The 22,920-nt window shown below is 40.4% G+C and carries 21 protein-coding genes and 1 tRNA gene; 3 read left to right on the forward strand and 19 right to left on the reverse strand.

From position 1 onward, the window contains the following. Positions 1–54 precede the first annotated feature (54 nt). Together JSQ81_RS07815 and JSQ81_RS07820 are read left to right on the forward strand one after the other, a co-directional pair. The gene (locus JSQ81_RS07815) at positions 55–558 is read left to right on the forward strand and encodes an ImmA/IrrE family metallo-endopeptidase (protein ID WP_212607095.1); all 504 of its coding nucleotides are present in this window, start codon (positions 55–57) and stop codon (positions 556–558) included. Positions 559–585: 27 nt separating this feature from the next. After that, complete coding sequence (locus JSQ81_RS07820; protein WP_212607096.1) at positions 586–1,698, forward strand: site-specific integrase; 1,113 nt, start codon at positions 586–588, stop codon at positions 1,696–1,698. Between the two features lie 147 nt (positions 1,699–1,845). Here the strand turns inward: JSQ81_RS07820 and JSQ81_RS07825 are convergent. After that, positions 1,846–1,917 (reverse strand) — tRNA-Arg (locus JSQ81_RS07825). 146 nt (positions 1,918–2,063) lie between these two features. Here JSQ81_RS07825 and clpP point away from each other — a divergent pair. Next, on the forward strand, positions 2,064–2,663 hold the full coding sequence (gene clpP / locus JSQ81_RS07830; RefSeq protein WP_305849488.1) for an ATP-dependent Clp endopeptidase proteolytic subunit ClpP: 600 nt from the start codon (positions 2,064–2,066) through the stop codon (positions 2,661–2,663). Between the two features lie 386 nt (positions 2,664–3,049). On the opposite strand, the gene JSQ81_RS07835 is transcribed toward clpP, so the two are convergent. The 18 genes from JSQ81_RS07835 to JSQ81_RS07920 all read right to left on the reverse strand — a co-directional run bounded on the left by JSQ81_RS07835 (position 3,050) and on the right by JSQ81_RS07920 (position 22,830). Then, positions 3,050–4,407 (reverse strand): IS3 family transposase gene (locus JSQ81_RS07835; protein ID WP_212607097.1). Its coding sequence is split into 2 segments (ribosomal slippage): positions 3,050–3,939 and positions 3,939–4,407, totalling 1,359 coding nucleotides; the frame shifts between segments, so codons are not numbered across the junction. 199 nt (positions 4,408–4,606) lie between these two features. Next, positions 4,607–4,864 (reverse strand): HPr family phosphocarrier protein, encoded by a 258-nt coding sequence (locus JSQ81_RS07840; protein ID WP_212607098.1) that lies wholly within the window; start codon positions 4,862–4,864, stop codon positions 4,607–4,609. Between the two features lie 29 nt (positions 4,865–4,893). Then, positions 4,894–5,841, reverse strand: a complete 948-nt coding sequence (whiA, locus tag JSQ81_RS07845) for a DNA-binding protein WhiA (protein ID WP_212607099.1) — start codon at positions 5,839–5,841, stop codon at positions 4,894–4,896. Between the two features lie 23 nt (positions 5,842–5,864). Continuing rightward, a complete protein-coding gene (yvcK, locus tag JSQ81_RS07850; protein WP_212607100.1) occupies positions 5,865–6,848 on the reverse strand; it encodes a gluconeogenesis factor YvcK family protein in 984 nt (327 codons plus the stop codon). Between the two features lie 4 nt (positions 6,849–6,852). Next, positions 6,853–7,749 (reverse strand): RNase adapter RapZ, encoded by an 897-nt coding sequence (rapZ, locus tag JSQ81_RS07855; RefSeq protein ID WP_212607101.1) that lies wholly within the window; start codon positions 7,747–7,749, stop codon positions 6,853–6,855. Next, positions 7,736–8,230, reverse strand: coding sequence for an 8-oxo-dGTP diphosphatase (locus tag JSQ81_RS07860; protein ID WP_212607102.1), 495 nt, complete (start codon positions 8,228–8,230; stop codon positions 7,736–7,738). The genes rapZ and JSQ81_RS07860 overlap by 14 nt, the downstream gene beginning before the upstream one ends. Positions 8,231–8,480: 250 nt before the next feature. Further along, positions 8,481–9,431: a thioredoxin-disulfide reductase gene (trxB, locus tag JSQ81_RS07865; RefSeq protein ID WP_212607103.1), complete on the reverse strand. Its 951-nt coding sequence runs from the start codon at positions 9,429–9,431 to the stop codon at positions 8,481–8,483. Positions 9,432–9,504: 73 nt separating this feature from the next. Continuing rightward, on the reverse strand, positions 9,505–11,028 hold the full coding sequence (locus JSQ81_RS07870; RefSeq protein ID WP_249336674.1) for a tetratricopeptide repeat protein: 1,524 nt from the start codon (positions 11,026–11,028) through the stop codon (positions 9,505–9,507). Between the two features lie 96 nt (positions 11,029–11,124). Next, positions 11,125–11,658 carry an acyltransferase gene (locus tag JSQ81_RS07875; RefSeq protein ID WP_212607104.1) on the reverse strand — a complete coding sequence of 178 codons (534 nt, stop codon included), beginning with the start codon at positions 11,656–11,658 and terminating at the stop codon, positions 11,125–11,127. After that, positions 11,655–12,308: a pyrophosphatase PpaX gene (ppaX, locus tag JSQ81_RS07880; RefSeq protein WP_212607105.1), complete on the reverse strand. Its 654-nt coding sequence runs from the start codon at positions 12,306–12,308 to the stop codon at positions 11,655–11,657. The genes JSQ81_RS07875 and ppaX overlap by 4 nt, the downstream gene beginning before the upstream one ends. A 23-nt stretch (positions 12,309–12,331) precedes the next feature. Next, a complete protein-coding gene (lgt, locus tag JSQ81_RS07885; protein ID WP_212607106.1) occupies positions 12,332–13,138 on the reverse strand; it encodes a prolipoprotein diacylglyceryl transferase in 807 nt (268 codons plus the stop codon). A gap of 3 nt (positions 13,139–13,141) precedes the next feature. Beyond that, a complete protein-coding gene (gene hprK / locus JSQ81_RS07890; RefSeq protein ID WP_212607107.1) occupies positions 13,142–14,092 on the reverse strand; it encodes an HPr(Ser) kinase/phosphatase in 951 nt (316 codons plus the stop codon). Positions 14,093–14,208: 116 nt separating this feature from the next. Continuing rightward, the gene (locus JSQ81_RS07895; protein ID WP_212607108.1) at positions 14,209–15,468 is read right to left on the reverse strand and encodes a DUF4097 family beta strand repeat-containing protein; all 1,260 of its coding nucleotides are present in this window, start codon (positions 15,466–15,468) and stop codon (positions 14,209–14,211) included. A gap of 67 nt (positions 15,469–15,535) precedes the next feature. After that, positions 15,536–18,409: an excinuclease ABC subunit UvrA gene (uvrA, locus tag JSQ81_RS07900; RefSeq protein ID WP_212607109.1), complete on the reverse strand. Its 2,874-nt coding sequence runs from the start codon at positions 18,407–18,409 to the stop codon at positions 15,536–15,538. Positions 18,410–18,415: 6 nt separating this feature from the next. After that, positions 18,416–20,398, reverse strand: a complete 1,983-nt coding sequence (uvrB, locus tag JSQ81_RS07905; protein WP_212607110.1) for an excinuclease ABC subunit UvrB — start codon at positions 20,396–20,398, stop codon at positions 18,416–18,418. A 135-nt stretch (positions 20,399–20,533) separates the two neighbouring features. Further along, positions 20,534–20,770, reverse strand: coding sequence for an IDEAL domain-containing protein (locus JSQ81_RS07910; RefSeq protein WP_212607111.1), 237 nt, complete (start codon positions 20,768–20,770; stop codon positions 20,534–20,536). Between the two features lie 133 nt (positions 20,771–20,903). Continuing rightward, entirely contained in the window at positions 20,904–22,097 is a 1,194-nt protein-coding gene (locus JSQ81_RS07915; RefSeq protein WP_212607112.1) for an ABC transporter permease, read from the reverse strand. Further along, positions 22,081–22,830, reverse strand: a complete 750-nt coding sequence (locus tag JSQ81_RS07920; RefSeq protein ID WP_212607113.1) for an ABC transporter ATP-binding protein — start codon at positions 22,828–22,830, stop codon at positions 22,081–22,083. Before JSQ81_RS07920 ends, JSQ81_RS07915 begins: the two co-directional genes overlap by 17 nt. Positions 22,831–22,920: the final 90 nt, after the last annotated feature.

Below are 22,920 nucleotides of genomic sequence, written 5' to 3' on the forward strand. Positions count from 1 at the left end.
CTATTAACCGAACATACATTCCTATCAGTTCGTGAAAAGGATGTCGAATTAACTTTGAAACTTTCTGGTCTGTCTTTAATAGAAGAAAAGGTTCTTTCAATTTATCGTTTGCTAAACATTTCAGAACCATCACAGCTTTATCATGACGCTCTTATCGAAACTATTTCAGAAATTTTACAAATCAATACCTATTACTTCGATGAGTCTAGTGAGGCGAATAATTTGGGAGGGGCTTACTGTATTTTTCTTAATGAGAATCAAACAAAACAGGAGATTTGGCAGGACTTTGCACATGAGCTGGCTCACATTTTGAACCATGAGGGATACCAGTTCTCTATGAACGATCCATTTCGCAAGTATCAAGAGTGGCAAGCAGAACAGTTTGCATTTCATTTTTGTATCCCAACGTTTATGTTGAATCATTTGGAATTACCACGACTTAGATGCGAAGCAGTTGGACTAATTGCAACTCTATTCAACGTTGAACATACCTTTGCGGATGTAAGATTGGAAAAGTGGTTACAGAATCGGGATTTTTGTTTTTTGGCTAGATTATAATTTCTTTATAGAAAGGATAGAATTAAAGTGGCTTCATTTCAAAAAAGAAATAAAACTTGGCAATACCAAGTTAGTCGTATGGTTAACGGAGAACAAAAACCTATTAGAAAAGGAGGTTTTCGAACAAAAAAAGAAGCACAGGTGGCTGCTGCCCAAATAGAATCAGATTTACATAAAGGAATAAATCCATTCTTAACACCTGAACCTTTTGTTAATTATTTCGAAGGGTGGGTAAAAATTTATAAAACGGATATTAGCAATTTCACCAAAAAACGTTATAAAGATTCTTTGAGAGCAATTGAAAGTTATTTTGGTTATAGACCTATTCAAAATATAAAAAAACGTGAATATCAGGACTTTTTAAACACCTTCGCAAAAACTTGGGCTAAAGAAACAACCAGGAAATTACATAATCACATAAGGGCATGTGTTAGAGAAGCAATAGACGAAGGTTTAGTTCGTGTGGATTTTACTAGAGATGCAGTTGTTACAGGTAATAATCAGCCAAAAAGGCCAGAAGAAAAACATCTAAATTATACAGATAGCTGTAAACTCATGAAAGGCTTATACAAACGTTTGGATCGTTCACTTAGCTTTTACCTACTTCTACTTGCATTAACATCTGGAATGCGTTTTGGGGAGCTTGTAGGCCTAACCAGAGATGATTTCGATTTCAACAACAATTTATTACACGTAAAAAGGACTTGGGATTATAAAGATGGATCCGGATTTTCAACCACAAAAAACAATTCATCAGAGCGCGTAATCTTAATAGACCAAGATACCATGAATGTCTTTAAGGATTTATTTGAGGAAACTCCGCCTAATTTGCACGACTTGGTTTTCTTCAGTCCATATAATAAATCAAACGTGCTAACAAATGCAGCAGTAAATAAAAGTTTAAGAATAATATTGGATGAATTGGGGATAAGACATATTACTGTTCATGGATTAAGACACACACATGCTAGTATTCTGTTGTACAAAGGGATTTCAATTTATTTTGTTTCAGAAAGATTAGGTCATCGAACAATCGATACAACAATGAGGCATTACGCACATGTTTTAAATGAGTTAAGAGCAAAAGATACTTTAAATACAGTAATGACATTTACAGAAATGAAGAAAGGATTAGGATGAGATTTGTGTATAATTTGTGTATAAAATTTTCATTTACTACCGTATTCAATCGAATTCCCTAAAATAAAAAACCACTTACAAACGCTGTTGTAACAACGTTTCCAAGTGATTTCCCTTCTCTTAACTTATCCAAAATTATTGTAATTACGCCCTCGGCGGGAGTCGAACCCACATTTTAAGCTTCGGAGGCTTACGTGCTATCCATTGCACCACGAGGACAAAAGGTTTTGCTACTTTCACAGCAACATTATAAATTGTACTAATGATTACACAGAAAAGCAAGGTATTTTTATAAGGCTTTAAATTTGACCTTTATTGACCATGCTATGTTATGATACAAGTACAGTTGAATTTAAGGAGGAATTATTATGTTAATACCTACAGTAATTGAACAAACAAGCCGCGGGGAACGTGCTTATGATATTTACTCCCGTTTGTTGAAAGACCGGATTATCATGCTTGGAAGCGCAATTGATGATAACGTTGCAAACTCGCTTGTTGCTCAGCTTCTATTCCTTGAAGCAGAGGATCCAGAAAAAGACATTTCAATCTACATTAATAGCCCGGGTGGGAGCATCACCGCCGGTATGGCAATTTTCGATACGATGCAATTCATTAAACCTGATATCCAAACAATTTGTATCGGGATGTCAGCATCAATGGGTGCATTCCTTCTTGCAGCCGGTACTAAAGGCAAACGATACGCTTTACCGAATGCTGAAGTCATGATTCACCAACCACTTGGCGGCGCACAAGGTCAAGCAACTGAAATTGAGATTGCTGCGAAAAGAATTCTATTCCTTCGCGAAAAGCTCAATACAATCCTTGCTGAACGTACAGGACAACCGATTGATGTAATCGCTGCTGATACAGAACGCGATAACTTCATGACAGCTGAACGCGCAAAAGAATACGGTCTAATCGATCACATCATCACGCGCAGCGACATGAAAGAAAACAAATAATAATTAAGTAAGCGTAAATATAGAAAGAGCATTTGAAATGCTCTTTCTATATTTTTTTATTTGACGCTTTATATTGTAATCAGTAATTTTAGTTGCACTTATAAGCGATTTGCTTGCACTCCAATAGGTTTTGCTTGCAGTTTTAGGTGGTTTGCTTGCACTCATATGGCATTTGCTTGCACTCAAAAGATTTTGCTTGCAAGTCGTGACCTTCCGCCTACATGAAAACTGATGCTCAAGCAACTCGATTGATACGACAACACATAGTAACACAGTCCGTATAGTGAAATTAGTTGATTGGAATGGAGGGCGGCGACTCCAGCGGAATAGGTGAGACCCCACAGGCAGCGCAGTGCACTGGACCCTTAAAATTGGACACTATTTTTCTAAGCAGCGAGTTCGTATTTTTTCCGATAGCCCATTGGGCTTTTCCGCTCTAATCTGGACTTGATTCTTAAATGATTATAATAATAGATATACTGTTCTAGTTCCTCTTTAAAGTGTTCAAGATCATCGAACTCCTGCAGGAACAGGAATTCATATTTAAGGATTCCGAAAAAGTTCTCGATGACGGCATTGTCGTAACAGTTTCCTTTTCGCGACATGCTCTGTGTGATGTTGTATTCCTTTAGTATCTGACAATATTGTGGCATTCGATAATGCCAGCCTTGATCTGAGTGGATCAAGAGCTCATCGTCTTCTTTTACGTATTCAAGTGACTGCTTTAACATTGTTTCCACTAAATCAAACGTAGGCCTCGATTGAAGCGTATAGGTAATGATTTCGCCGTTGAACAGGTCTAAAATAGGAGAGAGATATAAATTCTGTCCAAATAATTTAAATTCTGTAACGTCTGTAACCCATTTTTCGTTGGGTTTTTCCGCTTTGAAATTGCGGTTCAAGATATTTGGGGCTGCTTTCCCGAATGCACCTTTATAGGATTTGTACTTCTTCATTCGGACAATACATTGAAGCCCCAGGTCTCGCATAATCCGAAGAACTTTCTTCTTGTTTATCGTGTGTCCTTTTTCGTTCAGGACGTCGGTGATGCGTCGATACCCAAGGCGCCCTTTGTGTCGGTGGTAGATGAAGTTGATTCTTCTCTTCCACTTCCGGTCGGGGTCTGGCTGCTTGAAACTATTTACGATGTTGTAGTAGGTGCTTCTTGCAATACCGGCTATCTTTACCATCTTGTTCACTGGGAATTCATGCCTTAGTAGAAATATTACTTTCGTTTTAATCTTTTTGGTGATCTTTCTTCCTGAACTAAGGCTTCCAGCTTTTTTAGATAGGCATTCTCCATACGAAGATATTCGAGTTCTTTTTCCATGGCTTCTCTTGATTGGTCGACAAGATCTTTGGAAGTGCTTTTCTTTTGATTGCGAGATTTCATTGTAGAAGGCCCCTTTTCTTTTGTTTCAAGGGCACCTTCACCAGCTGTCTCCCACCTTTTCTTCCACCTACGAACCATACTAGGATCCGGGATATGGAAAATAGCCGATGCCTCTCGAATAGAGTAATCCGTTTCATTGATAAATTGAATTACCCTTAGTTTAAAGGCTCCTGGATAGTTTGTATAGGGAAAATCGAATGCATTATCACCATGATGTCGAAACAGTAGCACCCAGTAACGAATTACAGAGTTGTCGACTCCGACCTTTTCTGCCAGGTCTCGGTAACTAATATTTTCATGTTCATAACGTTTGGCTACTAGAAGTTTAAATTCTTTTGTATACTTGGACATTCTTTTTGGGCCTCCTAATATTAGATGGCGTGTCCAATATTAGGGGGGCAGCGCACAGCGAACGAGGAGGCTCACCGGCCGCCCGCAATGGAAATCAACGGTCCTTACAATCATTATCTTATTTTGTATACGGCACTATATTTCCCCAAAACAAAAACCGTTTCTCGTTAATTAGACGAGCGACGGTTATTTATTTTAACTATTTTTCACTTTCAACAAGTTCAGCCAATGACGTAAGCGCTTTCTCTTCATCACTACCCTTTGCCATAAGGGTAACCATTGTTCCTTGTGCAATCGCCAAACTCATAATGCCCATAATACTTTTCGCATTTACCTGACGATCATCCTTTTTCAAAAAGATATCCGCCGCAAATCGATTTGCCTCCTGCACGAATAATGCTGCCTGCCTGGCTTGAAGCCCGGGCTTCATTTTTACTTCCACTTCTTTTTCCATCATAATTATTCATACTCCTTTGTAACGTGACCTTACGTAATGCCAATTTCTCCATTACGAAGTTTGTCCGCAATTTCTTCTATTTTTCTTAACCGATGATTCACACCTGATTTACTAACCGAAGCACCAGAAACAAGTTCACCAAGTTCCTTCAAAGTGATGTCTTGGTTTTCAACCCGTAGACGCGCGATTTCCTGAAGTCTGTCCGGTAGCTGATCCAATCCGATCGTTTTTTGAATAAATTCGATATTCCCAACTTGTCGTTGCGCTGCGCTAATTGTTTTATTCATATTAGCGGTCTCGCAGTTTACAAGTCGATTTACACTATTTCGCATATCGCGCAATATCCGTATATCCTCAAACTTCATCAACGCTGAGTGCGCCCCGACGATTCTTAAAAAATCCGATATTTTCTCAGCTTCTTTTAAGTATGCAATGTAGCCATTTTTACGTTCGATTGATTTCGCATTCAAATGAAATTCATTCATCAAATCAACTAACGCTTCACTATGTTCCTTATAAATCGAAAATATCTCCAAGTGGTAGGAAGAGGTCTTCGGATTATTTACCGATCCCCCCGCTAGAAATGCGCCTCGAAGATATGCGCGTTTGCAACAATTATCCTTCACTAACTCCTGAGAAATCTCATTCTTAAATTCAAAAGTTCCTGTAAGAATAAGTAAATCTTTGAGAAGCGGTTTTGCCCCTTCTCGAATACGGCAAATATACACATTGTTTTTCTTCAACTGCATTTTTTTCCGTACGAGCAATTCAATTTTATATGGATAAAGACGCCTCAAATTAGAATATAGACGCCGTGCAATCGCAGCATTTTCAGTTTGGACATCTAGACTTAATGATTTATTCGAAAAGGATACCGAGCCGTTCATACGGATAAACGCCGCAACTTCGGAACGTGTGCAACAGTCTTCCCCTTCCATTTGGGTTAATTCTTTTTTAGTTCTTGATGCGAAAGACATGACACCTCTCCTTTCCCAGTTAATCACATCTTTTTACTGCCTGCCGTACTTTCCATATATTGAATAAGCCATGAAGCAACTTTTTTTGATTCGTGGCGAATTTGACCATCGATTAAAGTAGCAATTTCTCTTTTAACGACATTCGGCACTAGCTTTTCCAATGCTTCCATATCATGTTCAACAGGCGACGGTGGTCCTTTGTATTCCCCTTCTTCAAAGAGCGTAGTAAAGTCCGCCGTATTTAATAATACCGTATCAATAAATGCCGCACCCGCGTGATCATATAGTGCTTTAACATGTTCTGAAGCTGAGTATTCAAAGGTTTCTCCAGCTTGCGTCGTCAAGTTGCAAATATACACCTTTTTGGCCGAACATTCCATTACTGCGTCACGAATCGCCTGCACGAGTATTGTCGGCAATATGCTTGTATATAAACTTCCAGGACCAAAAACGACTAAATCGGCATTCATAATTGCTTGGATCGTTTCAGGTAACGGCTTGACTTCTTGCGGTGACAAGTAAACTTTTCGAATGCGGCGACCATATACCGGAATTTTTGATTCGCCGGTTACGATCGTCCCGTCTTCGAGCTCCGCGTGCAGAGTGATACGTTGATTAGCTGCCGGGAGCACTTTTCCCTGAATGTTTAAAATATGACTCATTTGTTCAACAGCACGCGCAAAATCTCCGGTAATATTCGTCAGTGCAGCAAGCATTAAATTACCAAGTGAATGACCTTTTAAATCTTTTGAACTTGCGAATCGATATTGAAACATTTTCTCGATTAGTGGCTCTACATCCGACAATGCCGCCATGACATTACGAACATCCCCTGGAGGCGGTATATCATATTCATCAAGCAGCCTGCCAGAACTGCCGCCGTCGTCTGCAACCGTAACAACTGCTGTAATTTCAACTGGATATTTCTTCAATCCGCGAACCAGTGTCGCAAGACCTGTTCCTCCACCGAATATTACAACTTTCTTTATATCCCCCGAGTGCGGCATTCTGTCAACCCTTTCTTTTTTCGATATCCCGATGAGTTATGAATGTCCGATATTCCTCGTTGAAATGGGCACCGAAATATTCAGCAAGCGTCACTGAACGATGTTGTCCGCCAGTACATCCAAATGCGATAATTACTTGCGATTTTCCTTCATTTTTATATTGTGGAATTAGAAACTTAAACAAGTCAGTCAGCTTTTGAAGAAGTATTTGAGTTTCGCCCCACTTTAGAACATATTCAGAAACTTCACTTTCAAGTCCCGTTTTAGGTTTTAACTCTTTAATATAAAACGGATTCGGCAGAAAACGCACATCGAACACGACATCCGCGTCAATTGGCATTCCGTGTTTGAATCCAAATGATATAAAGTTCAATGTGAATACGGAATCTTTCCTTGAAGAAAACTCTGCAATAATTTTCTCCCTTAACTCGCGAGGAAGTAAATTGGACGTATCATAAATTGAACGTGAGCGCCCCTTTAATTCGGAAAGCAATAGTCTTTCTTTGCGAATTCCCTCAAGCAATAAACCACCTTCTGCAAGCGGGTGCGAGCGTCTGCTTTCTTTGTAACGCTTGACGAGTGCTTCATCATTCGCATCCAAGAATAATATTCTTGATGATACGCCTTCCGCTTTCAATAAATCATCGAGCGCACCGATAAGCGAATCAAACAAATCTCCGCCCCGCGTATCCATAACGGCGGCTATCCGTCTCATAGGATTGTCCGATTTCATCATCAAATCAAGAAAGGTCACCAACAACTCCGGAGGCAAGTTATCAATACAATAAAAACCGAGATCCTCAAAACTTTGCATGGCGACCGTTTTTCCTGCGCCCGACATACCTGTAATAATTACGAGTTCCACATCATTATTGTTTATACCATTTTCATTTTCTGTCATTTAAATATCCCCCTTCCACAGACTTTTGGATTTTTTCGTTTAACAGCTTGAATTGTTCTGTGTAAAAGAACGTTCCGTATTGCATTCCAGATTCGGAAACTGCAAACAATAAATTCGTTCGATCTCCTTCTGCCATTGGAAGTGTTTGTAAACTTTCAATGGGGTGCCAGTCAAGTTTCCCTTCAGCTGTTGTTTCAAAAGGAACACCTTCCAGGTCATGAGCAACAAATGTATACAGCATCCATTCGTCTTTAACAATTTTATCAACGTCATCTTTAATCATCATCGTATAAACGCCTTTTAGATGAGGGTTAATCGGAGTTGTCCCCGTCTCCTCAGTAAACTCTCTTACCGCGGCTTCGTAAATAGATTCACCAGGATCCATTTTCCCGCCTGGAGCCACGTACCATCCTCGTCGTGGCTTCTTTAATAATAATACATGATTGTCTTTTACAACCAATAGATTTGCAATTCTTTGCATCATTACATCCCCACTCTACTTGTACGGTTATACCCATTATACATCTTTGAGCACCAAAACTGCATTAGAAACGCATATTTACTACAAAAGGCAGTTTCAAGATCAAAAAAAGGTCGCCTACCGGAACTAACCGATGGGCGACCAAAAGTACTTACTATATCAAAAGGGGGGTCAATTGATATTACATTACTAGCATACCCTTTAGATGTTGCATTTCTGTTACAATCACATTAAAGATAGATTAAATCGATTAAGCTTTTGCGCTCATTTTATCTTTAAGTTCTTCAATATATTGCTGAGCCGCTTGTGCAGCGACACTTCCATCACCTGTAGCTGTGACAATTTGACGTAATAGTTTCTCACGAACATCGCCTGCAGCGTAAATTCCAGGTATTTTTGTCTCCATGATGTCATTTGTTTCGATGTAGCCATTTGCATCAAGAATACCAAGCTTTTCGAAAGGAGCCGTTAATGGATCCATACCGATATAAACGAACATGCCATCCGTTTCAAACTCTCTCTCTGAACCGTCTTCTGTTGAAAGCAATGTGACTGAGCCGATTTTTCCATCTTTTTCGTTTACTTCTTTCACCGTTGTATTCCAAATGAATTCCATTTTTTCATTCGCAAACGCACGGTCTTGTAAAATCTTTTGAGCACGAAGCTCATCGCGTCGGTGAATGACGGTTACTTTATCGGCGAATCTTGTTAAATAAGCGCCTTCTTCAACCGCTGAGTCCCCGCCGCCAATGACAATGATTTCTTTTTGACGGAAGAATGCACCATCACATACCGCACAATAACTCACACCGCGGCCTGTTAGTTCCTCTTCACCAGGAATGCCCATCTTTTTATATTCCGCACCAGTCGAAATAATAATCGTGCGCGCTTTGTATTCTTTCTGACCGACGAAAATTGTTTTATATTCTTCGCCGTCAACGATGTCCGTGACATCGCCATAAGCGTAATCTGCGCCGAATTTACGTGCGTGGTCAAACATTTTCGTAGATAAATCCGGACCTAATATATGGTCAAATCCAGGGTAGTTTTCAATATCTTCTGTTGTTGCCATTTGTCCGCCTGGTGCTCCTCTTTCAAGCATGAGCGTAGATAAATTACCGCGCGACGTGTATACTGCTGCAGTTAATCCGGCAGGACCCGCACCAACAATAATCACGTCATATATTTTTTCAGTAGACATATTATTTTCCTCCTATACAACTGTTAACATCTCAAATGTTATAGGATTTCAGCACCATCATCAACTCTCTTGCTTACGAGTTCAAATGCGGCAAAAACTCCATTAATTCATTGACATACTTTGTCAACGTCGGCGTTGAGATTCCATACTTTTCCGCCATCGCTTTTTTAGTTACACCTGTGTAGCGTGCCGATTGAAACATATAATCAGCCGCCGAAGCAAGTCCTTTTGGATTCGGGAATTTATATGACCTTAATAACGCACTTTCACAAAGTGTAAACCACATTTGAAAAAGATGAGTTGCTTCATGATTTAACGGTTGGTGATTTGCATATAATAACTCCGTCGTTTCTAACGCACGCATAAATGATTGATCAAAAGATGTTTCGGGCATAAATTCATAGTTAAGTCCACTTGCAAGAAAAAGTCGCTCAACATCACTAAGCTCTTCCACCATAATATAGGATGGATGCGATATGATTTCTTGCTTATGCGCAGATTTCCCTAGAAGATAGAAACCCAACATGCGCTCGCTTCTATATTCATTTCGAATTTTTCCAAGCAAGAAATTTCGATCCTGCTCGACAGAATCGGGTTCAAAGTCTTCAGTAATATCTTTCCAAGGTTCGAATCCTTCTTTCGATGGATCTATCTCAATCAGACTGGCATAGGATCTTTTGGCAATTTGCTCATGCCCGGTGAAGAAGGCAGCATGCGCCAACCAGAAATAAAAACCGGCATCCCCTTCAAAACCATTCTTCTGAATCCCTCTAAGCAGATGAAACGCTTCAGCATGCTTACCAACAAGAGCAAAAGTTGCCCCAAGTTTATACCGATGTTCAATTAAGTATGGCTTGATTTTCATAAGCAATTCAAGCAAAGAAGCTAATTTACTCTCTTTTTTTTCATAATAATAAAAAACAGCCAGATTGCATAATGCATGAAGATTTCCGTGATTTTGTTTTAATACATCATGGAGGAGCTCAATCGCCTTCTTCTTTTTTCCAACGTAAAAGTAAGCAAGCGCAAGGTTATTGTAGGCAGCCCAAAATTCAGGATAATCCGTAATGATTGATTCAAGTAATTCAATCGCTTCTTTAAAATCACCTGATTCCATAAGCCGACGCGCTTTTTCCTGAAGAAAGTATACTTCTTTATCCACTTCGTCCTCTTCATCGATGTACTTCTCTTTTTGCCCGACAAAGTCAATGATCTCCCTGCACTCATCGCCAAACGGTCCCTGAGGAGCTTTTAACAAGTACTTTTCAGCATACATTCTGGCATCTCTTAATAAACCGAGATGCGCATGGATTTCTGCTAAATAGAAAATAATCTCGGTCTCGTCCGGATCAAGTGAATAAGAAGTCATCAAAATCTCATGCGCCTCATCAAAACGACCTTCTTCCATAATTAGAACGCCGTATTGCATAAGAATTTGCGGATCATTCGGGCTCAACTCTGTAGCCCTTTTCAAATATTTATGCGCTTCATCGAAACGGTCCCTGTTCATAGACCGAACCGCTTTATCATAATAAAATTTACCGTCTGGAATAAATGATATTATTTTTTTGTCATCTGTCGTGTGTTTTTTATTCAATCAAATTCCCCCGAAAACAATCGAGAAGGAACGTTTTAAACGCTCCTTCTCCTTATTAAACCTATTATACCATAACGCAGATAATTTCTATCCCATTTACTTTAATGACTCATTCAGCAATGAAGATTGACGTTGTTCCATCTGCTCTTTTGTAAATATAATCTTCACTGGATTGCCGCCCGCAAAAACACCGGGCGGAATATCTCGATTGACGAGGGTTGCCGCGGAGACAATTGCACCATCGCCAATTTCAACCCCCGGAAGAATGGTTGAATTTGCACCGATCAATACATTCTTTCCAATGACAACATCACCAATTCGATATTCATCTATTAAATATTCATGTGCTAGAATCGTCGTATTATACCCGATAATCGAGTTGTCGCCGACATGAATCCTTTCAGGAAACATAACATCCGGCATAACCATTAGTGCAAACGATGTTTTTTCTCCAACCTTCATTTTTAAAAACGTCCGAAACAAAAAGTTTTTGAATGAAATAAACGGCGTATACCTGGACAGCTGAATAACAATAAAGTTTTTAGCCACCTTAAAAAAAGGTACCGTTTTAAAAATGTGCCAGAGTGAATTAGCGTCTCCTTTTGTGGGGTACCGCTCTGTCCGTCTCAATTTCCATCTCCATTAACAATGGCAAGCAAATCAGATATATGGTGAAGCATATAATCCGGATTATACTTTTGCAAAAACGCCTCGCCTTTTGCCGACCACGCAACAGCTGCCGTTTGTACTCCTGCATTTTGGCCGCCCACAATATCATGATAGTTATCGCCAATCATCAAGGCTTCCTCGCGATCCGCATCTAAACGTTTAAGCGCCAATAAAACCGGTTCTGGATCCGGCTTCGTCTTTTCAACATCATCCATACCAATCACGACATCGAAAACACCCTCAACATCAAGAAGCTTTAACCCTTTGTGAATCATATCGTTTCTCTTAGTCGAAACGATGCCCATTTTATAGCCCGCATCTTTCAATTTCCGCATCGTTTCAGAGACACCCTCAAACTCAAACGCAAGTCGATCATGGTTTGCAATATTCCATTCCCTGTATTCGTGAATGAGTACATCCACTTTTTCAGGATCGATTAAACCGAATGTTTCAGATAATCTCGGCCCGTTAAAATGAAGTATTTCTTCCCTTCCATACTTTCCTGGATAATGCTTTCCAAGGACATGCTCAAAAGTTTGGAAAATCAACTCGTTCGTATCAAGCAATGTTCCATCAAAATCAAATAATAATGTTGTAAGTTTTTTTGTCATAAATAAATATATCCCTCACTCAGTTAGTTATCTTGGTATGTTTCGTCAACTTTCCGAACATAACGCCTGATGACGAAAAATATTACAGCAATAATGATTGTCACGACCGAGACGACTTGCGCAGTTCGCAATGCGCCTCCCATTAAACTATCGGTACGCATTCCTTCTATGAAATAACGGCCAAATGAATACCATGTTAAGTACAACAAAAACATTTCCCCACGTTTCAATGAAACCCTACGAAGAAGTAATAAGATGATAAGTCCGACTAAATTCCACATGGATTCATATAAAAACGTCGGGTGGTAGGTCACGCCATTGATCGTCATCTGATTCATAATCCAGTCCGGGATGATTGTCGTATTCAGAAAATGTTCTGAAACAGGACCGCCGTGCGCTTCCTGGTTCATGAAGTTTCCCCATCTTCCGATAATTTGTCCGATCAATAGACCCGGCGCTGCGATATCAACAGTTTTCCAAAAAGAAATTCCGCGGCGTTTTGTGTAAATATAAGTCGTTATAAATGCCCCGATCAGTGCACCATGGATGGCGATGCCGCCTTCCCAAATTTGAATGATTTGCCCGGGATTGTCCTTATAATAATCCCAAGAAAAAATGACATAATAAATGCGCGCACTAATAATTGAAATTGGCACAGCCCAAACGAGTAAATCCGTCAAAAAGTCGGGATGCATTCCCCTTTTCACCATTTCGCGTTGAACAACGATAAAAGCGAGTACGATGCCAAGTGCAATTAAAATACCGTACCAACGAACCGGTAGAGAGCCAATATGGAATGCGACTGGGTTAATAGATAGTAAGTGGATCATTTATCATTCTTTCCCCTCTTCTTCGATTTGACTCGGATTTTGGCTGATTGCATCTGTTAATTTATCCGAAAAGTTTTGCGCTGCATTAACGCCAAGCAATTTCATACGGTAATCCATTGCAGCAACTTCAATAATTACAGATAAATTCCGCCCAGGTCGTACTGGAACTGTTAGTTTTGTCAATTCAGTATCCATGATTTTCATCTTCTCTTCGTCAAGGCCGAGGCGTTCGTACATTTTGCCCGATTCCCATAATTCCAGATTAATAACGATTAATATTCGTTTATCACTTTTTACAGCACTTGCGCCAAATAGGGTCATAATGTCGATAATGCCCACGCCGCGAATTTCAAGCATATGCTCAATCAGTGGTGGGGAATTTCCGATTAATACATTTTGTGAAACTTCTCTGATTTCGACAAGGTCATCCGCGACAAGACGATGTCCTCGTTTAACGAGTTCTAACGCTGTTTCACTTTTTCCGACCCCGCTTTTCCCGGTAATTAATACACCGACTCCATAGACATCGACGAGCACACCGTGCATTGTTGTCATCGGTGCAAGTTTGCCTTCGAGGTAATTTGTCAGCATACCTGAAAAACGAGTCGTTGCAGTAGATGTATTAAAGACTGGGATTTGTGCATCGGTAGCTGCAACAAGTAATTCCTCAGGAACTTCTACGCCATGCGCAACGACAATTGCCGGAGTTAACGACGTACAAAGTTTTTCCATTCGATCTACTCTTTCTTCCGGCTCCAGCTTCGAGTAAAAGGCTAATTCTGTTTTCCCCAATAGTTGAACACGATCCGCGGGATAATAATTGAAAAATCCAGCCATTTCAAGACCTGGTCTTGAAATATCACTTTTATATATTTTCCGATCAAGACCTGCATCTCCAGCACAAATATCCAACCCTAATCTAGCTTGGACATCACGAACAGTTACATAAGCCATTAATAACACACCTTCCACTTTATCTATATGTTCTTACTTTAACATAATTTAGCTTGATGTCGCTTTAAGTGAAATAAAAAAAGAACATTCACCAAGGAATGTTCTTTTCTATTACCTTATTTCGCATTATAACAAACCAGGACTGAACCCGTTTTTGCTTCTCCAAAAATATAAAGCGGGTTGTCTTGATTTTCGACATCTTTCTTAAAGCGAATTGATCTTTGTAACAGTAAATCTTGCTCGGCCGTACGGTTCACATCATCAAGTTGTAAGTCTAATCGGCCCATATTAGACGCGATTTCACCTGACAAAGAAAGACCATTTGGTATATAGAGTTCAACCGAACCGCTCATTGTTTTAGCATCGATTTTCGCAGCTTGATTATTTGTTGTTGTTACCACGACATGTCCACTTAGCGATTGGGCTTCCACTTCTTGTAAATCTCCGTCAATATAAACACGGCCGTTTAACGTCTCCGCGGATAGCTTCTCGCCGCTAAGCCCAGTCAGTCTTATTTCGCCATTCGCTGTTTCAAAATCAGCAGTTTTGAACTTCAATGTAGAAATTTCAATTTTACCATTTGCTGTTTTCACATGTACTTTTTTCGCCTCTGCATCTGACATAGTGAATGAACCGTTCATTAAACGAACATTTAGCTCTTTATATTCTTTTTGAGGCAAGAATAAATCTAAATTCACTTTAGTCATTTTCATCTTGCTCGAAATTCTCAATTTGTTTTCATCCGTTACGACGAGCACCTTTTCAAGAAAATCTTCTTTCGCTTTCGTTTCTGATTCGTTGTTGAATGCTTTCACAGAGAATTCTGCGCGTGCTTCTTTTTCATCAGTGTAATGAACTGTTATTTTCCCGTTATCGATGTCCAATAGTAGTTCATCAATTTTATCCATCGGTTTGTTAATGGTATGCGAAAATAACACGGATTCTCCAAAGGGAGATTCAATATCAAACTCTTTAACCGTTTGTACGGCAGTTTGCATAAACTGCATGAAACGGTCGCTGACATTGGTGAAATCCTTACGCAAATCTTCTAGGAAATCATCCATTGATTGTTTGGATTGCTTGGACTTTCCCGATTGTCCGGATTGGCCGGATTGACCGGTTGGTTCGGATTGTTCGCTATTTTGTGTTGAACCAGTTTTTTCGTTTCCTTGTTCAGAACTCGTCGCCTCTTTCTCTGATGTTTCCGAAGCGGCTTGACTTTGTGCGGTTCCTTCTGTGCTGGTTTGACTTGGTTCTGTCGTTCCTTGACCTGTTGTTTGTTCCCCGTTCAACTTTTCCAATAGGGTTAACGCTTCGTCCGTGGTAATCGTTCCGTTTTCCAACATTGTCAAAATCCGTTTCCTTTTACTTTGCATTTTTCCGCCTCCTAATTTGGATCTCTACTTGTGATTAGTATATATACGGTTGCTTTCGTGAAAAGTTTCATTTGACTAGGGATTCAGCTTCCTTTATTACATTCTTCATGCGTGTTCTATCTCGCTCCAAAATCGGTTTTAAATAGTACCCGGTATATGACTTTTTAACCTTCGACACTTCTTCAGGGGTTCCCGTCGCAATAATCTCGCCGCCTCTATCGCCGCCTTCAGGTCCTAAATCAATGATGTGGTCGACTGTCTTAATGACATCTAGATTATGTTCAATGACTAGCACCGTATTCCCCGTTTCAACGAGTCGTTGCAAAACGACGAGCAGTTTTTCAATATCATGCGTGTGAAGTCCGGTTGTCGGTTCGTCGAGAATATAAAATGATTTTCCGTTTGAACGTTTGTGCAACTCGGAAGCAAGCTTCACACGTTGCGCTTCTCCGCCTGACAACGTCGTCGCTGGCTGCCCAAGTTTAATATAACCAAGTCCGACATCAACAATCGTTTGTAGTTTGCGATTAATTCTAGGTATGTTTTCAAAGAATACAAGTGCATCTTCAACAGTCATCGCAAGTACATCGGCAATATTTTTACCTTTATAGCGAACTTCTAACGTTTCGCGATTGTAACGCTTTCCATGACACACTTCACAAGGTACGTAAACATCCGGTAAAAAATGCATTTCGATTTTGATAATTCCATCCCCGCGACAAGCTTCGCAGCGTCCGCCTTTTACGTTAAAACTAAATCTTCCTTTTTTATACCCGCGAACTTTTGCTTCATTCGTAGAAGCGTAAACATCCCGAACATCATCAAACATGCTTGTATAAGTAGCCGGATTTGATCTAGGCGTCCTGCCGATTGGTGATTGGTCGATTTCAATTACCTTTTCAAGTTCCTCAAGTCCTTCTAAGGAATCATATTTTCCGGGTTGTTGTTTTGAACGATTTAGTTTTTGCGCCAATACTTTATATAACACTTCATTGACAAGCGTACTCTTACCCGAGCCCGATACGCCTGTAACGGCAATGAATTGACCTAACGGAATGTCGACATTGACATTTTTCAAGTTGTTTTCAGCTGCGCCTTTAATCGATATTTTACGGCCATCTGATTCTCGGCGCTCAAGCGGTAATGGTATGAACCTCTTGCCGCTCAAATAATCACCGGTTAGTGATTTCGGATCATTCATCACTTCGCTCGGCGTACCGGCGGAGACGACTTCTCCTCCTTCTGCACCTGCACCTGGTCCCATGTCGATTAAATGATCTGCCGCCAACATTGTGTCTTCATCATGCTCCACTACGATTAGCGTATTACCGATATCTCGCATGTTTTTCAATGTTTCGATGAGACGATCATTGTCTCGTTGATGAAGTCCGATCGAAGGCTCATCTAATATATAAAGAACGCCGGTTAACCTCGAACCAATTTGTGTAGCAAGACGGATCCGCTGTGCTTCACCGCCAGAAAGCGTTCCAGATGCTCTCGATAGCGTTAAATAATCCAGTCCTACATTTATGAGGAAACCTAAACGTTCCGCAATTTCACGTAAAATCAGTTCTGCGATTTGTTTGTCTTTTTCAGACAGCTCTAATTGTTTAAAGAAACGATCTGCTTCTTCTATCGATAAGTCGGTCACTTTCCCGATATGGACGCCGTTTACTTTTACCGCAAGTGTTTCTTCTTTCAAACGGTATCCATTACACGTTGGACACGCTCGCTGCGCCATATACTTTTCCATTTGGTCACGTACATAATCTGATGAAGTGTCCTTGTACCTTCTAGCAACGTTCGATAATACCCCTTCAAAGTAAATATCGCTATCACGCGTCCCGCCAAATTCATTGGTATAGCGGAAACGGATTTTTTCATCTTTCGAGCCATATAATATTTTTTCTAATTGATCTTCCGGCAATTCGCTTACCGGCACAGTCATTGAAATCCCATAATGTTTTGCGACAGTTTTCAATAATTCCGGATAATACTGCGAGCTTGTCGGCTCCCATGGCGCGATTGCATGTTCTTTCAATGACAACGAATAATCTGGAATGACAAGCTTTGAATCCACTTCAAGTTTTGTTCCGAGTCCATCACATTCTCCGCACGCGCCAAATGGACTGTTGAACGAAAACATCCGCGGTTCAAGTTCACCAATTGAAAATCCGCAGAGCGGACAAGCATGATGTTCGCTAAACAGCATTTCCTCGCCGTCAATAATATCGATCAGGACTGTCCCCTTCGCCAGTCGAAGTGCAGATTCCAATGAATCGCCTAAACGAGAAACGATGTCATCTTTCATCACAATACGGTCAATCACAACCTCGATGGAATGACGTTGATTTTTATTCAATTCGATATTATCGTCAAGATCGATAATTTCTCCGTTCACGCGAATGCGAACATAACCTTCTTGCCTTATTTCTTCAATCAGTTTTGCGTGTGTGCCTCTTCTTCCCGATACGATTGGCGCTAACACTTGTATGCGGGTTTTCTCTGGAATTTGCATAATCCGGTCAACCATCTGTTGTATAGTTTGAGATGAAATTTCAGTTCCATGTATCGGACATATCGGTTTCCCGACACGCGCAAATAGAAGACGAAGATAATCATAAATTTCCGTGACGGTTCCGACTGTTGAACGAGGATTTCGGCTTGTCGTCTTTTGGTCAATCGAAATCGCGGGTGACAAACCTTCAATCACATCGACATCCGGCTTATCCATCTGACCTAAAAATTGCCGAGCGTATGCCGAAAGTGATTCGACATAGCGTCGTTGCCCTTCCGCGTAAATCGTATCAAAGGCAAGCGACGACTTCCCGGAACCGGACAAACCTGTAATCACGACAAGTTGGTCGCGCGGAATATTCACGCTGATATCTTTAAGATTATGTGCTCTTGCGCCTTGTATCACGATTTCTTTGTTTCTCATAACAATCTACCTCTCTGCCTTTAGCTCTAAAATTGCATCCCTGAGTTCCGCTGCAAGTTCAAATTGAAGATCTTTCGCAGCATCTTTCATCTCTTTTTCAAGCACTCCCAGAATGGATTCTTTCTCTGTCTTCGTCAGTTTTTTACCTTTTGTAATCTTTTCAATATAAGTTTCTCTTTCTTCTGCAACATCGGTCGCCCGAATGATTTCGTGAATATTCTTTTTAATCGTAGTAGGAGTAATTCCGTGTTTTGTATTATAGTCCCTTTGAATGTCACGACGACGTTCTGTCTCGCTAATCGCTTTTGTCATTGAATCCGTCATTCGATCAGCATACATAATGACATGCCCGTTTGAATTTCGCGCTGCTCGTCCAATTGTTTGAATTAATGCTCGTTCGGAACGAAGGAAACCTTCCTTGTCAGCGTCAAGAATTGTCACAAGTGATACTTCTGGTAAGTCTATACCTTCTCTCAGCAAGTTAATCCCTACAAGAACATCGTAGGTCCCCACTCTTAATTCACGAATAATTTCAATTCGTTCCAGTGTTTTTATTTCTGAATGAAGATACTGTACTTTGATTCCGATTTCTTTTAAATAATCGGTTAAGTCTTCCGACATCTTCTTCGTTAACGTTGTAATCAGAACGCGTTCGTTCTTTTTAACCCGTTCGTTTATTTCATGAATTAAATCATCTATTTGTCCCTCAATCGGTCGAACATCAATCGTTGGATCCAACAACCCTGTCGGACGGATAATTTGTTCAACCATTTCAGGCGTATGTTCAATTTCATATGGACCAGGCGTTGCGGATACATAAATTGCGTTTCGAATACGGCCTTCAAACTCTTGAAATGTCAGCGGCCGGTTATCAAGTGCAGATGGAAGTCGAAAACCGTGATCCACTAGAACTTGTTTTCTTGCTTGGTCACCATTAAACATTCCGCGAACTTGCGGCAATGTGACGTGGCTTTCATCGACGATTAATAGAAAGTCATCCGGAAAGTAATCAATTAACGTATAAGGAGACGCACCCGGAGGCCTTAGCGTCAAATGTCTAGAATAGTTTTCGATACCCGAGCAGAAACCCATTTCACGCATCATTTCTAAATCATATCGGGTTCTTTGTTCAAGCCGCTGAGCTTCCAGCAATTTATCTTCACTTTTTAAAACTTGTAAACGTTCTTCTAATTCAACTTCTATGTTTTCAACCGCTTTCACCATTTTTTCATCACTCGTTACGAAGTGGGAAGCTGGAAAAACGGCTACATGCTCACGATTACCTATAATTTCGCCTGTCAGTGCATCCACTTCTCGAATACGGTCGATTTCATCGCCAAAAAATTCGATTCGAATGCAACGCTCGTCCCGCGATGCCGGGAATAATTCCACAACATCCCCGCGGACTCGGAATGTCCCGCGCGTGAAGCTAATGTCATTCCGGATATATTGAATTGCGACAAATTTTCTCAGCAATTCATCCCGGCCAATTTCCATTCCCACACGTACTGAAACGACCATGTCGCGATATTCTTTAGGCGATCCAAGTCCGTATATACACGAAACGGATGAGACAATAATGACGTCATTTCGTTCAAATAAAGAAGATGTCGCTGAGTGACGGAGTTTATCGATCTCATCGTTTATGCTCGCATCTTTTTCAATATAAGTATCTGTATGCGCAACATAAGCTTCAGGTTGGAAATAGTCATAGTAACTTACGAAATATTCCACGGCGTTATCGGGAAAAAACTCTTTGAATTCGCTATATAATTGACCTGCTAATGTTTTATTATGCGCCATAACAAGTGTTGGTTTATTCACTTCTGTCAATACATTGGAGACTGTAAATGTTTTACCTGTACCCGTTGCTCCTAAAAGCGTTTGATGTCTTTTATCTTCTTCCAATCCTTTGACAAGCTGCTTAATCGCATGCGGTTGATCGCCTTCTGGCGTGTACGGTGCTTGTAGATTAAATGTTTGAACCAATGAGGAGCCCCTCCCGTGCTAGAATAATCTTATTTTACCATATACCCTTTATTTATACGAATAAAAAGGGAACGTATGTTTTAACTGTTTTTCAACGTAAAAAAACGCTACATCCCCTCGTAGCGTTTTTTTAATTCAATTACATTCTTCAAATTTCAACAGTTCATTTGAATACGCCAGAAAAGCGCTTTCATCCCGATTGTCCAATGATTGATTGACAAGTCCATTGAGACGTTCCCTAATTTGTTCACGATGAAGTCGTTTGAGAAACAAATCCATGTAAATTTCATTTAACAGTTTTTCTGCATGAGCCGAAGAGGTACTTCTGCCAATAGATTTCATAAATTCAGTGTATGAGTACTTTTTTTCCAAAACGCTCACCCCTGTTGCCTTTTTATTATTATATATAATTTGCGGGTGAAGTTGCAAGCTTTTTCGGAATTTTCTATTTACCTTTTTAAAAAAATCGTTCCTTGGTAAATTAATTACCAGAGGAACGATTTGTTCACTTTTCTTTAGTTGCTTGAAGCGTTATCTCAGATACAGCGAGGATAATTATCCCTAGCAAAAAAGGCGTCCCGCCGAATCCAAAGGTAAACAAGGCAGTGATGAGAACGAATAAAGCTTGAAGCCACTGAACTTGCCGAACCGTACTTCGGATTGCCTTTGAACGTTTGTTGATCGGAAATAACATATCCATTCGAAACTCTTCGCCCGCACGCAACGCATAGATTAGTTGAATCGCTGATGCGAATGAAAGTGCTCCTGTAAAAATATAAACGACCAGCGGAAATGGGATAAATATAGCGCCTAGCATGGTAATTGCTGTTAACCTCACCCATAGCCAAAAAATATCATCCGTTCGAATAAGCGTGCGCTTGACCAGATACTTCCCAGCATCGGCCCCTTCAAGCCGGGTAGGCGGCAGCAAAAATCCTAGCCACCCGCGACGGCTGACAGAACCTTTTAAATGCGGCACGTCGGTAAAGTAGTTTGCGAATCGATAGAAACGCATCATCCTATTTTGTTCTAGCGTGATGAAATGTTCATATGGAAACGGCATACTTTGTTTCTGTTTCCGCCAATATGTTGAATAAATACCGATTAGAACGGCGAATAAAATGATTAAGTAGGGATACGGGCTTAGCCAAAAATAAATAAACAAGGATGCAAAAATGAAACGGATTGCGCGGTCTCCCCAAACCCAATCGCCACTTTTGGCATGTCTGAAATAAAATTCTGTTTCTACATAAATCCATTTCAACGCGACGATGAAAAATGCCAACCAAAGAAATTCAGCTTTCGTGCCGGTTTCTGTTGCCGATAAAAGCGGTAACGCAACAATATACAATATAAATGGCAATGGAAGTTGCGAAAAAATCGACCAGCGCAAAGACTGTTTAAAATACAGTTGCAGCTTAGTTTCCATGGGCAAAAAATAAACGGAATCGGCAGGCTTTAATAATGTAATTGGTGCGGAAAATGTCAACGCGGCCCCGATAATAATTGCAGCAAGAAGCGCTGCTGGAAAATCCGGAGACACTTCTTTTAACCATTCGCTGTACGTATAGCCTCCTGCGCCAATTGCAAAAACGAGAACTAGAGCTAAATGTCCAGTAACAACATACTTCATGTATTTTTGAAACTCAGTCATGTAATGAACAAATCTGGCTCCCCATAATTCACGCAAATTTTTCATGGCCATTGTCCTCTGTCATCGCGATGTATAAGTCGTCTAGTGACGCCCCAGGTCGTCCAAATGCTTCCCGCAGCTCATCCATCGTTCCTTGAGCCCGCAACCTGCCTTCGTGTAACAGGATGATTCTATCGCAGTATTTTTCAGCTGTAGACAAGATATGCGTCGACATAAGGACGGATGCCCCTTCATTCTTTCGTTCCGTCATCTGCTCGAGCAATGATTTTATCCCGATCGGGTCAAGACCGACGAACGGCTCATCAATGATATAAAGCGATGGATTTACAAGAAATGCACACATGATCATTACTTTTTGACGCATTCCTTTAGAAAAGTGCGCTGGAAACCAACGAAGCCTTTTCTCCATCATAAACTCGCGCAATAAAGATGCCGATCGCGCTTCAAATACATCTTTGTCAAGTCCATATGCCATTGCCGTCAGCTCCAAATGCTCCCGCAACGTCAACTCTTCATAAAGTACTGGTGTTTCCGGTATATACGTAAATGATTTTCGATAAGTTTCCGGATCTTCGCTAAACGTGACCCCATTCAATCGAATCTCACCACTATGCGCATTCATCAATCCAATAATATGTTTGATTGTTGTACTTTTCCCAGCGCCATTCAAGCCGATCAAGCCAACAAGTTCACTTTCTCCGATTTCAAATGATAGATCATGCAATACGGGTTTTCGTGAATACCCACCCGTTACATCTTTTAGTTCAACAATTGGCATGTTCATCCCCCATTCTTTTCTCTAGTTTAACAAATCCACGATTAAAATACCTTGTCCTATACATATTCATATTCTTATCCATTAGTTGAA

The organism is Sporosarcina sp. Marseille-Q4063, from assembly GCF_018309085.1.
Taxonomy (GTDB): Bacteria; Bacillota; Bacilli; order Bacillales_A; family Planococcaceae; genus Sporosarcina.